At 45.1% G+C, this 13,729-nt stretch carries 10 protein-coding genes; 8 read left to right on the top strand and 2 right to left on the bottom strand.

Annotation, left to right across the window (positions count from 1 at the left end; genetic code table 11):
* Positions 1–23: 23 nt before the first annotated feature.
* Positions 24–1,736, bottom strand: a complete 1,713-nt coding sequence (locus SY83_RS21870; protein ID WP_068610428.1) for a sensor histidine kinase — start codon at positions 1,734–1,736, stop codon at positions 24–26.
* A 145-nt stretch (positions 1,737–1,881) separates the two neighbouring features.
* Between SY83_RS21870 and SY83_RS21865 the strand changes: the two genes are divergently transcribed.
* From SY83_RS21865 to SY83_RS21855, 3 genes are all read left to right on the top strand, one after another.
* Positions 1,882–2,817 carry an ABC transporter permease gene (locus tag SY83_RS21865; RefSeq protein WP_407944602.1) on the top strand — a complete coding sequence of 312 codons (936 nt, stop codon included), beginning with the start codon at positions 1,882–1,884 and terminating at the stop codon, positions 2,815–2,817.
* 20 nt (positions 2,818–2,837) lie between these two features.
* Positions 2,838–3,713 carry a carbohydrate ABC transporter permease gene (locus tag SY83_RS21860; RefSeq protein WP_068610424.1) on the top strand — a complete coding sequence of 292 codons (876 nt, stop codon included), beginning with the start codon at positions 2,838–2,840 and terminating at the stop codon, positions 3,711–3,713.
* Positions 3,714–3,825: 112 nt separating this feature from the next.
* Positions 3,826–5,220: a DUF4832 domain-containing protein gene (locus SY83_RS21855; RefSeq protein WP_068610422.1), complete on the top strand. Its 1,395-nt coding sequence runs from the start codon at positions 3,826–3,828 to the stop codon at positions 5,218–5,220.
* A gap of 95 nt (positions 5,221–5,315) precedes the next feature.
* Here the strand turns inward: SY83_RS21855 and SY83_RS21850 are convergent, their stop codons facing one another.
* Positions 5,316–6,656: an ABC transporter substrate-binding protein gene (locus tag SY83_RS21850; RefSeq protein ID WP_068610419.1), complete on the bottom strand. Its 1,341-nt coding sequence runs from the start codon at positions 6,654–6,656 to the stop codon at positions 5,316–5,318.
* Positions 6,657–6,754: 98 nt separating this feature from the next.
* Between SY83_RS21850 and SY83_RS21845 the strand changes: the two genes are divergently transcribed.
* From SY83_RS21845 to SY83_RS21825, 5 genes are all read left to right on the top strand, one after another.
* The gene (locus tag SY83_RS21845; RefSeq protein WP_197479919.1) at positions 6,755–8,527 is read left to right on the top strand and encodes a sensor histidine kinase; all 1,773 of its coding nucleotides are present in this window, start codon (positions 6,755–6,757) and stop codon (positions 8,525–8,527) included.
* A 7-nt stretch (positions 8,528–8,534) separates the two neighbouring features.
* Positions 8,535–10,154, top strand: a complete 1,620-nt coding sequence (locus SY83_RS21840; protein WP_068610415.1) for a response regulator transcription factor — start codon at positions 8,535–8,537, stop codon at positions 10,152–10,154.
* A gap of 146 nt (positions 10,155–10,300) precedes the next feature.
* On the top strand, positions 10,301–11,218 hold the full coding sequence (locus SY83_RS21835) for an ABC transporter permease (RefSeq protein ID WP_068610413.1): 918 nt from the start codon (positions 10,301–10,303) through the stop codon (positions 11,216–11,218).
* Between the two features lie 17 nt (positions 11,219–11,235).
* Positions 11,236–12,141, top strand: coding sequence for a carbohydrate ABC transporter permease (locus tag SY83_RS21830; protein WP_068610411.1), 906 nt, complete (start codon positions 11,236–11,238; stop codon positions 12,139–12,141).
* A 60-nt stretch (positions 12,142–12,201) separates the two neighbouring features.
* A complete protein-coding gene (locus tag SY83_RS21825; protein ID WP_068610409.1) occupies positions 12,202–13,680 on the top strand; it encodes an extracellular solute-binding protein in 1,479 nt (492 codons plus the stop codon).
* Positions 13,681–13,729 lie beyond the last annotated feature (49 nt).

The following is a 13,729-nucleotide window of genomic DNA, read 5'->3' as shown; positions in this document are numbered from 1 at the left end:
ATCCTTTGTCTGTAAAGAAGTTATTAAAGTTCCACCGCGGGCCATTGAAGTATGAATAAACAACCTCCGTCCGTTAATGATGTGACGGTTATACCTGCTTCCTCGCCATATTTCAATACCAACCGTTGGTGTACATTCGATAAACCGCATCCTGCATCGGAAATGTCCGTGTTTCTGATTTGCTTGTTCAGCAACGCTGCTTCCTCTTCGGATAAGCCGGCCCCATCATCCATGACGGTTAAGAAATAGCTGCCGCCCTCCCGATATCCCCGGATTTGAATTGTTCCCTCGCCCGGCACGGGTTCTATGCCATGAATCACGGCATTCTCCACCACAGGCTGAAGTAACAGGCGGGGAATCAACTGCTCCTGCATCACATCCGGAACTTCCACAGAAAAGATCAACCGCTCTGTTCGCAGCTGCTGAATCTTCAGGTAGTTCGTAACCAGCTTCAGCTCATCGGTGAGCCTTACGCTTTGATTTTCATTCCTAGTGGTATACCGGTAATAATCCCCCAGATTAAGGGACATGGCCGTTACCGCTTTGTTATTGCCCATAGAAGCCATATTCGTTATGTAGTATAGACAATTGTATAAAAAGTGCGGGTTAATTTGGGATTGTAATTGCTTTAACTTGGCTTCTCTTGAATAAATCTGTTCCGTATGAACCTTCTCTACTAATTGCTGTACTTCTTCTGCCATCAGATTGAAGCTTTCCAGGACGTATCCGAATTCATTCCCGGAAGGAGAGCTGAGCCTGACAGAATAATCTCCCTGCCTCATTCTCTTCGCACCCAGCAGCAAATCTCTAACCGGGATCTGGATGTACCGGTATAACAATAATGCGGCCGCGATACTGACACCAAGCAGGATCGCCGCAATCAGGTATGATGTGTTCCGACTGTCTGTAATCGGAGCCAAAATCCTCTTGATTGGCACATAGTCAATAAGAAACAGCTTGAGCTTCGAAGAGTATAAAGCGTTAACCAGATAAGTTTCGCCTTGAACCTTCAATGTGGTGTTATGTAACTGTTGCGGATTCGTACGACTTAAATAGGTTTGGAATGATTCTACTCGCTCATCTACAACATCGGCAATCACTTTATTCGTTTCCGGCAAGAAGAAGAATGATCCTCCGTCATGGCTGCTGTTCAATTTACGCAACATGGAAGAGAGGGTTTTGCTGGGAATCGCAATCTGGGTAACTTGCTGGATCTGACTTTCGTCATGGACGGCAAAATAAGGTTCTATCAGTGAATAGGCAAACACCGGGGTAGAGGGAATCCCGTTCCAGGTTTGTTCCTGATAGCTCCATGCGGGATTGGTTAATTCGAAAGGGAAACTACGGAGTGTCGGATCATTACTGACAAATCGATTCGTCTGCGGATAGAAGACCGATAACTGGCTTTTCCACTTGCTGGAAATAGGCTGGAGCGTTAATTTCTGTTCCACTGCATTCACGGAAGTGATTTCGTTGTATATTGTCAGGTCCATAGGCACTTGCAAGGATTGGATATAGGGATCCCGCGCAATGGTTATGGCCATGGAAACTAATCGATTAGCTTCTTCATCGATCTCTCTAAGGAAATTACTGAGCCTGTTCAGATTGAGCTCCTGGATTTGTTGACGGGTCACTTTCATGCTGATGGCATTGGAGTACCAGAACATCATGGCAAAGGTCATAAATATAAAGAGCAACAGAATCAGTGTCCGCGAGAATGTATTAAGTCGAAACATATGGTGCCCCCTGACTAAAGAAGTGAACAAAAGGTGATGGATCAAGAAATTATACCGTATCGGAATCAAGTTCCTGATTTTATACTAATTATACAACATATTCATCACGATCATCGACAAAAAACAACAGTCTGGAGTGATTCAAGTGCCTCAAACCGCTACTGCACGGCCGACCGTAAGCCGGCGGAAATCTTATTTCCGTAAACATACCATCCTATATGCGATGCTCCTGCCGCCCATCCTCTTTGCCTTCATCTTCTCCTACCTGCCGATGGCAGGGCTCGTTATGGCTTTTCAGGATTATCAACCCTGGACGGGGTTTACCCGTTCGGAATGGGTAGGTTTGGAACATTTCAAACTCATATTCACCCTGCCGGACACGATTCAAGTGACGTTTAATACGTTAGTCATCGCAGTAGGGAAAATTGCGGCGAATATGGTGGTACCCTTCATTTTTGCTCTATTGCTTAACGAAGTTCGCCATGTCGGATATAAGAGAACGGTGCAAACCTTGGTTTACTTACCTCATTTTATGAATTGGGTCATCATCGGCGGGATTCTGATGGATGTACTCTCTCCATCCGGAGGGTTGATTAACCGGGGCATGAGTATGCTGGGTGTGGAACCTGTTTTCTTCTTAGGAGAGGGAGGATGGTTTAGATTTACGATGATCGCCAGTGATGTGTGGAAAGAATTCGGTTTCTCCACGATTGTATATTTAGCCGCGCTGGCAGGAATTAATCCTTCATTGTATGAAGCTGCTGAAGCTGACGGCGCCAACCGCTGGAAACAGACCGTATATATCACCATACCGATGCTCATGCCCATCATGATTGTTCTGGGAACACTTTCCTTGGGTAACGTACTCAACGCGGGATTTGAACAAATTCTTACACTTTACAGTCCCTTGGTTTACGAGAAGGGCGACATCATTGATACCTATGTGTATCGGATGGGATTGGTTTCCGGACAATACAGTTTTGGAACGGCTTTTGGTTTGCTGAAATCGATTGTGTCCTGCCTGTTTATCATAGCAGCTTATAGACTTGCTTACAGATATGCCAATTACAGAGTTTTTTAAGAAAAGAGGTTACCAAATCTATGTATTATAAAACATCAGGTTACAAATGGTTTTCTGTTGGAAATCACATCCTGTTAGGAATCATTTCATTAATGTGTATTCTTCCATTATTTCATATTCTGGCGGTATCTTTGAGTGATAAAGCGGCCGTAAGCGCCAACTTGGTCAATTTCTGGCCTGTGGATTTCACTATGGACGCCTATCACAAGGTGATCTCAAACCGAGATTTTTCGAGTTCGCTTTGGAACTCGGTAATGCGTGTGGTGTTAGGTACTGCGGTAAGTATGTTGTTGGTAATATTGGCGGCTTATCCGCTGTCGAAGGACAGCGGTGTTCTGAAAGGGCGTAATGCTATAGCATGGTATTTTGTATTCACTATGCTGTTTAGCGGCGGGATGATTCCGTCCTATATCCTCATGTCCAAACTGCATTTAATTAATCATATGGGAGCATTAATACTGCCTGGCGCGGTTAACGTGTGGAATATGATTCTGCTGATGAATTTCTTCCGTAACGTTCCCAAAGAACTGGAAGAAGCGGCGTTGATGGACGGGGCGAATCATATGGTTACTTTATTTAGAATATTTCTGCCGATTTCACTGCCCGCACTTGTAACACTGTCATTATTCACTTTGGTCGGTCATTGGAACTCTTGGTTTGACGGACTTATTTATATGCGGCAGGATAACTATCCATTGGCCACCTATTTACAAACGATCATTGTGGAGACGAACCTTGTGAATTTAATCAACTCTGCAAGCGATATGGACAAAATTACGCAACGATCCTTTAAAGCGGCCCAAATTTTTATTGCGGCTCTGCCGGTTATTGTGCTATACCCGTTCCTGCAGCGTTTCTTTGTCAAGGGAATGGTGTTGGGCGCTGTAAAGGAATAAGCAGTACGGTAGAAGAAGGGGGGTGGTGTTACCGGTTCTTCAGGGTTAGAAATCTTTTTATTTAACCTCAGACAGAATTTTGTTCAAAAAAAACTACTTAAGGAGTTGGATTATGTTAAAAAAGTTGGGAATTACAGTGTTAGCTATCGTCATGTTCTTATCTATTACATCCAGTGCGCTCGCGGGCCCGAATGCATGGGTTAATCAGAATTACAATTCGAATGCGCCGGGCATCGAGACCAATCCGTATAAAGGACTTATGCCGTTCTCTTGGCAAGGAACAAGTGCCTTTCCCCACAGTATGGAGTGGTTTTATGTATCATTAAGAGATGTAATGACAGGCTACAACACCTACAATTGGGCGGCCATCGATAATGAATTGAATGCGATCTCGGGCAGGGGGAATCATGCGATTTTCCGGGTGTATCTCGATTATCCGCAACGTCCGATCGGTACACCGCAGTTTCTCATTGACGGCGGGCTTCAAATGCGAAGCTATACGGATTTAGGGAATACTACCAGTAAAGCACCCAATTGGAACGATAATAACTTGGTTTCAGCGTTAGAAAGATTCATTGCTGCGGCAGGCGCAAGATATGACGGGGACAATCGTCTTGGATTCGTTCAGGCAGGATTATATGGTTTTTGGGGGGAATGGCATACTTATCCTCATCAGCCAGATGGTCTCGGGGATGATTGGAGAATGTCTGAGCCTAACCGCAATCGCCTGCTTACTTCGTACAAGAATGCGTTTACGAAAACACAGGTAGTATTGCGCGATCCATTGGGGACTTCGGACACCACATTAAAGAACAGTGTCGGTTATCACGACGATTCATTCGCATATGAGACGCTGGCTCCTACCAGTTGGCACTTCTGGCCGAAGATGACTTCTAACGGACTAACAGAGATTTGGAAGACGCGATCCATCGGGGGCGAGGTACGCCCGGAAATTATGCCGGATCTGTTCAATTCCTGGCCTAACACCGTTGGGCAAGATTTCACAACTTCGGTGAATACCACGCATATTTCTTGGCTCGCGAATTACTGGTTGTTTGATAATGTAGGTACACTTGGCAGCACAGAGTATAATAATGCGATGCGCGCACATAAGATGATGGGTTATCAATTCCATGTGTCCCAAGTGAAAATTCCGGATACAACGGCGTCGGGAACGTTAAGTTTGGATGTCAATATCCAAAACCGCGGTGTGGCACCGTTTCCTTATAACTGGCAAGTCGAAGTGGTGTTGGTTAACAGTTCGAACCAATATGTCGCTTCACCGTGGGGTTATATGGATTGGAATCTGAAGAGTATCCAGCCAGGCGGAACCAACTATACCAAATCATATACGAAGAACAATCACGGTTTGGCAAAGGGTACCTATACGTATTTGCTTCGGTTCACCAACCCGCTTACGAACGGCAAACCTCTCAAATTCGCAAATGAGAAGATGGACTGGAACTGGGGAGGATGGCTTACTTTAGGCAACATAACGATTAATTAGTGATAGCCGGTCGCAAGGTGTTAACACTTGCTGACCGGCTTCTTCTCTGTTTAGGGCACAAACCCGCCCATAACGAGACTTGTTGATGGAGCATCCTATTGAATAAACTTTTCATCCAAGGATTCATCCATCTCTCGAAGAACGGAGTCCAGGGGCTGATTGTCTTCCAATACGGACCTGTATGCCTGTGCGCGCCCTTTGGAGGAAATATAGTCGCTCGCGTATTTACGGTGATTGAAAAACGGATATGTGTAATGACTTATCGTGTCAGTTAATGGAAAGTTGTATAGATCAAAGACAGGGCGCCCCTGTTCTGTCTCTTTGGCGATGACGTCCATAGCGGTCGGAATCATATGGCTTTCCTCAAGAAGACGATGTTCGACCTCATAAGAGTGTAAATATTCCCAGAGCTTCAGGGAAAGAGTCGGGTTTGCCGTCTTCCGATTAATGACGTAAAGGCCATCGGGAATGATATACTCATTCAGTTGGTCATCGTTACTTCCCTTCATCGGGGGTGCAATCGACCACCTGAATGGAACATCCGTATCCTCAAATAATGAATGGATTTCGCGGTTTGATGCCAGCACCATAGCTACGCTGCCTTCTTTGAACAAAGAGATGGCTGTGTTTGTCTTGAGGGATGCTTCACCAGGAAACAGTCCCCTCTCTTTTTTGAGTTCCAGCCATGCTTCTAACCAAGGGTAAAGCTTGCTGAATTCGAATGTTCCTGAAGAGGGATTCGTGATATGATGTCCGCTGTAGCTGCTTAGCATCTCCACATTGCGTATGTATCCTTCCCATTCGTCGCCGGCCGGTAAAGCATATCCGTATTTTTTAAAGCCGAGGCCTTTAGCACTAATCTGCTCTGCTGCCTGGACGAATTCAGTACTCGTTGCTGGAGGTTCATCCGAGCGTAAACCCGCCCACTCAAACAGATCCTGATTATACAATAATCGCAATATGAACCCCCGTGAGAATACGGTATAAGTAGTTTCGCCTAATGTTCCGTAATCCACGGCCCAATCGGGATATCTGCGAAAGGTCGAATCGCTGTCAATGGGGTGCAGCCAGTTTTTGTCGATATAGGACGTAAGCCATTCCGGATGCAGATAGAAGATGTCCGGGCCGGAACCCGACGTCATTAACATATTCAAGGTTTGGTTATATCGATCGCTTGGAATAGGCATTGCCTTAGCTTTCATGTCTCCTGCACTTTCGTTAAATACACCGATTAACTCCTTTTGCAGCTGGGTGTTTAATTCGGTAGGGAATGCGAAGCTGATGATTTCACCGTCTTTGGCTGGAGCTGAATCGGGAGTCGTAACCGCGTTCTGTTCGTATCGCGTTACGATCTGGCCGGAGCAGGCAACAAGCATTGTGACAGAGGCAATCGCGATCACGATCCATACAATCTTACTGTTCATGCTTTTCCTCATGGTAGTGTTCTCCTATAATACTAGTATGACGCATGTCGAGAGGGGGCTGGGATGTGAAGTGGTTGTTGTCTGAACTACCGAAGAATCTATTATTTCAGATGAGTATCAAGTACCGTCTATTGGTGTATTTCTTATTGTTTATTATACTGCCAACATCAGTAATCACAATAACGATTTACAACCGGAGCGTAGATTCGATTAACCGTAACATTGTACGGGCGGTTGATACGAATATTAACGCGGCTAGCACTAACTTACTTCAGAGATTGGAAGTAGCGCACGAAATTGCCACCTATTTATATTTAAGTCCTGAGTTCCAACAAATCATCTCATCGAAAAGACCAACCGACTCCAACTCGTTCGTCAGGGAAATAACCGCGATGGACCGTTTATTGGATAACTATGAATTCAACTATGGATCACAGATCAGTTTCGTTCCGAAAGTATATTTATACGACCGTCCAGAATACAGTCAGATCAACTCTTCAAGTCGTGTCGGCAGCATTACCGATATCGAAACGGAACCGTGGTATATGGAATTGCCTCACCAACATACGTATAATGTTGTCGAGATGGACAAGACCGGCAGTCATCCTGTAGATTCCATCCTGCTGGCGAAGAGATTATACGCACTGGAGAAATTACATATCGATTACGTCGGTCTCTTAACATTAGAGGTGAAAGTCGACGAATTTAAAGCAAGACTCAATGAGCTGATGCTTACACCGCATACGCAGTATATGATCATCAATGATAATGCCAACATTGTGTTTCAAGCTGGGGGATTGGGAGCGGGCAAGGATATGTCTGATGTGTTGGGGCTGAATCCATACGCTTCGGATAAAGGGATGTTTCAAGCGAACGTCAACGGAATGAATACGCTAATCTCGTATAAGTCGATCGGACAATTGCCATGGAAAATGATTATGACTTCTCCAGTAAGCGAACTTGATAGTGAACTGACAAGTTTCAAGAATTCCATGACGATCACACTGCTGTTATGTATGGTCATAGCCTTCTTACTCGCATGGTTATTGTCCAGCCACATCGCCCGGCCCATCAAAAAATTTATCAATTTCATGTCCTATGCGAAGGAAGGTAACTTCAATATCTCTGTTGAATATCGGCGTAAAGATGAGTTTGCGACCATGTTCAATCAGTACAACCAGCTGCTTCAGAAAATTAACGGATTGATTGAGAAGCTGTATGTGTCGGAAATCAAGAAGAAAGAGGCTGAGCTTAAGGCTTTACAAGCGCAAATCAACCCTCACTTTTTGTACAATACCCTCGATTCCGTCAATTGGATGGCCCTTCGCCACGGTGCTAAGGACGTTAGTATGATGGTCACCTATTTATCCGACTTTTTTCGCTTAAGCCTTCATGACGGAGACAGTATCGTTCTTCTGGAAGACGAGATGAAACAAATACAAAGCTATCTTGCGATACAGCAACTTCGGTTCCAAGATAAACTGAATTATGAAATTCGATTGGATGAAAGCTTGCGAGGGATCTTCCTGCCGAAACTAATCGTGCAGCCGATTGTCGAGAATGCGATTGAACACGGAATCAGCCAGGTAAGGGACAAAGGGTACATTGAAGTAAGTGCCTGCCAAGAGGGTGACTCTCTGGTTATTCGGGTCAAAGATAACGGAGCCGGCGCCGACATGGATATGATGAAGGAGATTCTGGATAGTGAGCAGACCTCTAAACAAAGCTTCGGATTACGTAACGTTAATCAACGAATCAAACAGTTTTATGGCGACTGTTACGGCGTGGAAGCTTGCGAGAATGAAGATCAACCTGGGTTGACGGTGCTTCTGACCTTGCCGTCAATACGGGACAAACGTTATTTTGAACCTAGCGGAAGGTGAGTGCACCATGTATAAGATGGTTATAGCCGATGATGAAGCCCACGTGCGTGAAGGCTTGAGAACGATTGTGCCTTGGCACGACTTGCATATTGAAATCGTAGGTGAGGCGTCCGACGGGGAAGAGGCGCTGGAACTCTGCGGTCAGCTGAAACCTGACATCTTGCTTACGGATATTCGCATGCCGTTTATGGACGGGTTGGAGGTGGCTGCCAGGCTTCGAGAAAGAGAGGAGCATACCTACATCGTCATCATCAGCGGCTTTCAGGATTTTCGTTACGCACAGACGGCACTGTCGATGAGCGTCGATGCCTACATCCTGAAGCCGATCAAAATGGAAGAATTAATGGAAACGATTCATAAAATTACGAGAAGGATCGAGCGAGAGCTTAATACATCGATTACTGTAGAAAGCCTGCAAAAACAACTTATCGATCATATGCCCGTTATTCGGGACAAGTTTTTGGCTAATTGGCTGACCGGCTATTATAAATCCGAACGGACGATTCGCGAGAAGCTGGCCTATGTTCAACTTTTACAGGACGAGGACCGCCCGTTGTACGCTGCCTCACTTCGCATCGATGATTATGACCAGGCGATCGCGATGTATACGGAAGAGCATATTCAACTAATTCGGTTCGCGCTGCTTAACGTTGCAGAGGAAATTGTTTCCCAATCGGCATTAGGAGCCGTCTGTTCCATCGGCGAGAATGAATTCGGGTTCGTCTTATGGGGAAGGCCGGAAGAGCATCACGCGTTGTCCCGGGAAGTTATTGCTGCATTGAAAAGGTTTCTAAAGCTGTCTGTCTCGATCGGGATCGGATCGAAATCTACTATTCTTGACGTCGATTTGTCATATCATCAGGCGGTGGAAGCTCTGCAGCACACATACTATACGGGAAGCAACTCCATTGTGCTCTATGAGGATATTCAGCAGCCGAACGGAATGGGGGTGGAATTGGCCAATGTGCTCAAGCTTCATCACCGTGTCATTTCTAATATAAAGTCGGGGCTTGCGGAAGAGACGAAGCTGACAGTTGAAGAAATCTTCGACCATGTCCGCCGGTACCAAGGGACTACGCCCGAATATGTGCAGAGCCTATGTATTGATTTATTGTACGCTTGCCAAAGAACGCTGATGGAGTTCGGCGATGATTTTGCCATCATCAATGAGCATTTACCGAACCTCATTCAGACCATTCATAAACAGGTGACCCTGGACAGTTTAAAGTCATATATGATTCATGTGCTGGTGAAGCTTGCCGAAAGCTTTGCGGGGAAGAATAATCAGAAGCACTATAGAGTCATTCAGACGATAAAGGACTATATTCAAAAAAATTATATGAATGAGATTACGATCCACACCTTATCGGAAATCTTGTCGCTTAGCCCCAACTACATCAGCCTAATCTTCAAGAAAGGTACGGGAGAGACGATCACCGATTATACGGTTACTGTAAAAATGGAGAATGCCAAACAATTACTTAAATCCATGGATTTAAAAATATTGGATATCGCGGAAATGGTCGGCTACGAGAACACGAACTATTTCAGCACCGTATTTAAGAAATATACCGGGATGCATCCCGGGAAATACAGACAGATGGTAAAGGAACAGGACAATGTATAAAACGCGTGTATGGCGGACGAAAATCTGCCGTATGCGCGTTTTTGTTGTTTTTGGGAGAGAGTGTTGAATTTTAGAGATTCGTGTAGAATGCTTCATTCTCATAATGTTCAACTCCCTATACAATGATCTAGCGGGAGGGAGATACAATGAGAATGATATTAAGAGATTTATGGAGAAACAAGGTGTTACTGGCAATGATGGCGCCGGCACTGCTGATCTTACTTGTCAACAATTACATTCCGATGTTCGGTGTCATCCTGGCGTTTAAAAACTATGATTACGCTGGAGGGATCTTGGGCAGCCCATGGGCAGGCTTTAGTAATTTCAAGTTTTTGTTCTCATCAACAGATGCCTGGATAATTACGAGGAATACAGTCTTGTATAATGTGGCCTTTATCATTATTAATCTGGTGCTCGGCGTCACATTCGCTATTTTGTTGAATGAGATTCGAAGCAAGTTTTTATCAAAACTATATCAGAGCGCGATGTTTCTACCGTATTTTCTATCCTTTGTCGTAGTTGCATATCTAGCCTATTCGTTCCTAAGTCCAGAGCTCGGGGTTTTAAATAAGTTCATTCTCCCCTGGTTAGGCCTTGAACCGCGTGCCTGGTATACGGAAGCGGAGTATTGGCCGTATATCTTGGTACTTGTTAACACTTGGAAGGGCATCGGGTACTTCAGCATCATTTACTTGGCGGCCATTATCGGGTTAGATACGGAATATTATGAAGCGGCCAAGATGGACGGTGCAAACAAATGGCAGCAAATCGTTAAAATTACAGTTCCGCTGCTCATGCCGGTCATGGTCATAATGACATTGTTACAGATCGGGAAGATTTTCTACTCGGAATTTGGGTTGTTCTATCAGACACCGCGTGATGTCGGGATGATCTACTCAACGACGAACGTAATTGATACCTATGTTTATCGAGCATTAATGAATCTTGGAGACATCGGCATGGCGTCAGCTGCGGGTTTATATCAATCAGTCGTTGGATTCGTACTTATCCTTATTGCCAATCAGATCGTCCGTAAATATGACAAAGATAGCTCGCTATTCTAGAGAAAGGGGGAAAAGCTTTGAACAAGCTTGATAGGGGTCTCCATCCCGCTGTCCGGTTCCTTGTACATGTCTTCTTTATCCTGTATGTTGCGGCATGCATTATTCCGCTTATTCTGGTCTTCATGGTATCCCTAACGGAGGAGAAAACACTAATTGCTAATGGGTACAGCTTATTTCCGAGCCAATTGAGCTTTGATGCATACAGCTATCTGTTCGCGGATTTCGACGGCGTAGTGAGAGCGTACGGCGTAACGGTGTTTGTAACTGTCGTCGGAACCATTGTCAGCTTATGGTTTACGTCTATGTTCGCATACGGTTTATCGCGCAAATCATTCCAGTATCGGGGTTTCTTCGCTTTCGTCCTGCTGTTTACGATGCTATTTAACGGCGGACTGGTTCCTTGGTATATCTTATATTCGAGCGTATTGAATCTGACGGATACGATTTGGATCCTTATTATCCCGTTGCTAATCGTTCCGTTCCATGTCATTCTTATGCGAACCTTCTTCACCCTGTCTGTGCCTGATGCGATTATTGAGTCTGCCAAAATAGACGGTGCCGGCGAATTTAGGACGTTTTTTGCGATGATTATCCCCATTTCATTGCCTGTATTCGCCACCATCGGATTGTTTAATACGCTCTTGTATTGGAACGACTGGTTCTTGAGCATGGTCTTCATTACGGATGAACGCTTAGTGAGTCTTCAATATCTGATGTATAAGGTCATGGCGAACATTCAGTACTTGCAGTCGAACTCCGAGCTTACGGCAAGCGGACAAGCCGGCACAATCTTGCGGGATATGCCTAACGAGAGCATTCGGATGGCAATGGTCATCCTGGGTATGGGACCGATCCTAGTTGCCTATCCATTCTTCCAGAAGTACTTTGTGAAGGGGCTCACGGTAGGTGCGATTAAAGGGTAGCTTCCTTTACAACCAAGCCTTATGGTTGATATAGAACAACATTACAGGGAGGTAAGCGGTATGAAAAGTAAGAAGAAATTGTTTTCAGTATTATTGGGGGTTTTACTGCTGATCTCAAGCTTATTAGCAGGGTGCGCGAATAATTCGGCATCCAATGAGGCTGAGACGAATTCGAAAACCGAGGGGAAAGAAACAGAGCAATCGGATTCTAAACTAAAGCCTTATCAGTTAGTCATGTACTATCCTGGTACGCCAACGAAGGACGAGCAGTTGATCTCGGATGAAATGAGCAAATATCTAAAGGAAAAGATCAATGCCACCATCGAGATTAAAGCGATTGATTGGAATAATTACGGCCAACGGCTGAATTTGATGGCGTCTTCTAATCAGCAATTCGATATTCTGATGACGGCTGGTTGGATGGGGTATTCATCTTCCGTCGCTAAGAAACAGATTCTGGCGCTTGACGAACTGCTTGCGAACCAAGGCAAAGACATTTCCGCGAACATTACGCCAACGCTGCTCCAAGGCGCGAAGGTGGACGGACAATTGTATGCGATTCCGACAAATAAAGAGACAGCTTCGCATCTGGGCTTTGTTCTAAACAAGAAATATGTAGATAAATACAAATTTGACATCACAACCATTAAACGGCCGGAGGATCTTGAGCCTATGCTGAAGGTGATCAAGGATAAGGAGCCGGATGCAATTCCTTTCTTCAGTGCGGAGGGTCATGGATTGGCTTCGTTCGCCAGCAAACTCTATGAAGGGTTTGGCGATCCGTACATTACGGAAGAAGCAATGCCCTACTTGAAACTTCAGCACAAGTGGTGGAACGCTGGATACATCAATAAAGATGCAGCGACGAACAAAGACGCTAACGCAACACTCAAAACCGGCAAAGTATTTGCCCGTGTGGAGGGGTTGAAACCAGGCAAGGATGCTGAATTGACTGCGTCGACGGGTGTAGAATACGTGCAAGTGGATATTACACAACCGATAACCAGAACGGATGATACGACGGGGGCGATGCTTGCTATATCCAGAACCTCTGGAGATCCGGAACGTGCGATGATGTTCCTGAATCTATTACACTCCGATCCGTATGTCGTCAATCTGTTGGACTATGGTATAGAAGGCAAGCATTATGTGAAGGTATCCGAGAATGTAATCGACTTTCCAGAAGGGGTTACTGCACAAACTTCGACGTATAACCACGGCGCAAGCTGGATGTTCGGTAACCAATTCTTAAGTTACCTCTTCCCGAATGAAGATCCCAAAAAGTGGGACAAATTCAAGGAGTATAACGATGCCGCATTAGTGTCCGAAAATCTAGGCTTTACGCCGAACGATGAGCCGGTTAAAGCAGAAAAAGCAGCATGGGACAATGCCAAAGCGGAATTCGAGACGGCCATCTTTACCGGCATTATCGATCCCGAAAAAACGATTGTTAAATACCGTGAGAAACTGCACGCGACAGGTTACCTTAAGGTTATCGAAGAGCGCGAGAAGCAATTGAAAGCGTTCCAATCTAACTAATTTGTCACCACAGAAGCCGACATCGCAGTTGATGTGTTGTCGGCTTCTT

The sequence above is a fragment of the Paenibacillus swuensis genome (assembly GCF_001644605.1).
GTDB lineage: Bacteria > Bacillota > Bacilli > Paenibacillales > DY6 > Paenibacillus_N > Paenibacillus_N swuensis.
Note: the sequence above shows the minus strand (reverse complement) of the source record. Positions and strands in the feature narration are given on the sequence as shown.

Excerpts from the sequence above, each read along its gene's own strand:
- SY83_RS21870 (WP_068610428.1), bottom strand. The coding sequence starts at position 1,736 with ATGTTTCGACTTAATACATTCTCGCGGACACTGATTCTGTTGCTCTTT.
- SY83_RS21860 (WP_068610424.1), top strand. The coding sequence starts at position 2,838 with ATGTATTATAAAACATCAGGTTACAAATGGTTTTCTGTTGGAAATCAC.
- SY83_RS21855 (WP_068610422.1), top strand. The coding sequence starts at position 3,826 with ATGTTAAAAAAGTTGGGAATTACAGTGTTAGCTATCGTCATGTTCTTA.
- SY83_RS21850 (WP_068610419.1), bottom strand. The coding sequence starts at position 6,656 with ATGAGGAAAAGCATGAACAGTAAGATTGTATGGATCGTGATCGCGATT.
- SY83_RS21845 (WP_197479919.1), top strand. The coding sequence starts at position 6,755 with ATGAGTATCAAGTACCGTCTATTGGTGTATTTCTTATTGTTTATTATA.
- SY83_RS21840 (WP_068610415.1), top strand. The coding sequence starts at position 8,535 with ATGTATAAGATGGTTATAGCCGATGATGAAGCCCACGTGCGTGAAGGC.
- SY83_RS21835 (WP_068610413.1), top strand. The coding sequence starts at position 10,301 with ATGAGAATGATATTAAGAGATTTATGGAGAAACAAGGTGTTACTGGCA.
- SY83_RS21825 (WP_068610409.1), top strand. The coding sequence starts at position 12,202 with ATGAAAAGTAAGAAGAAATTGTTTTCAGTATTATTGGGGGTTTTACTG.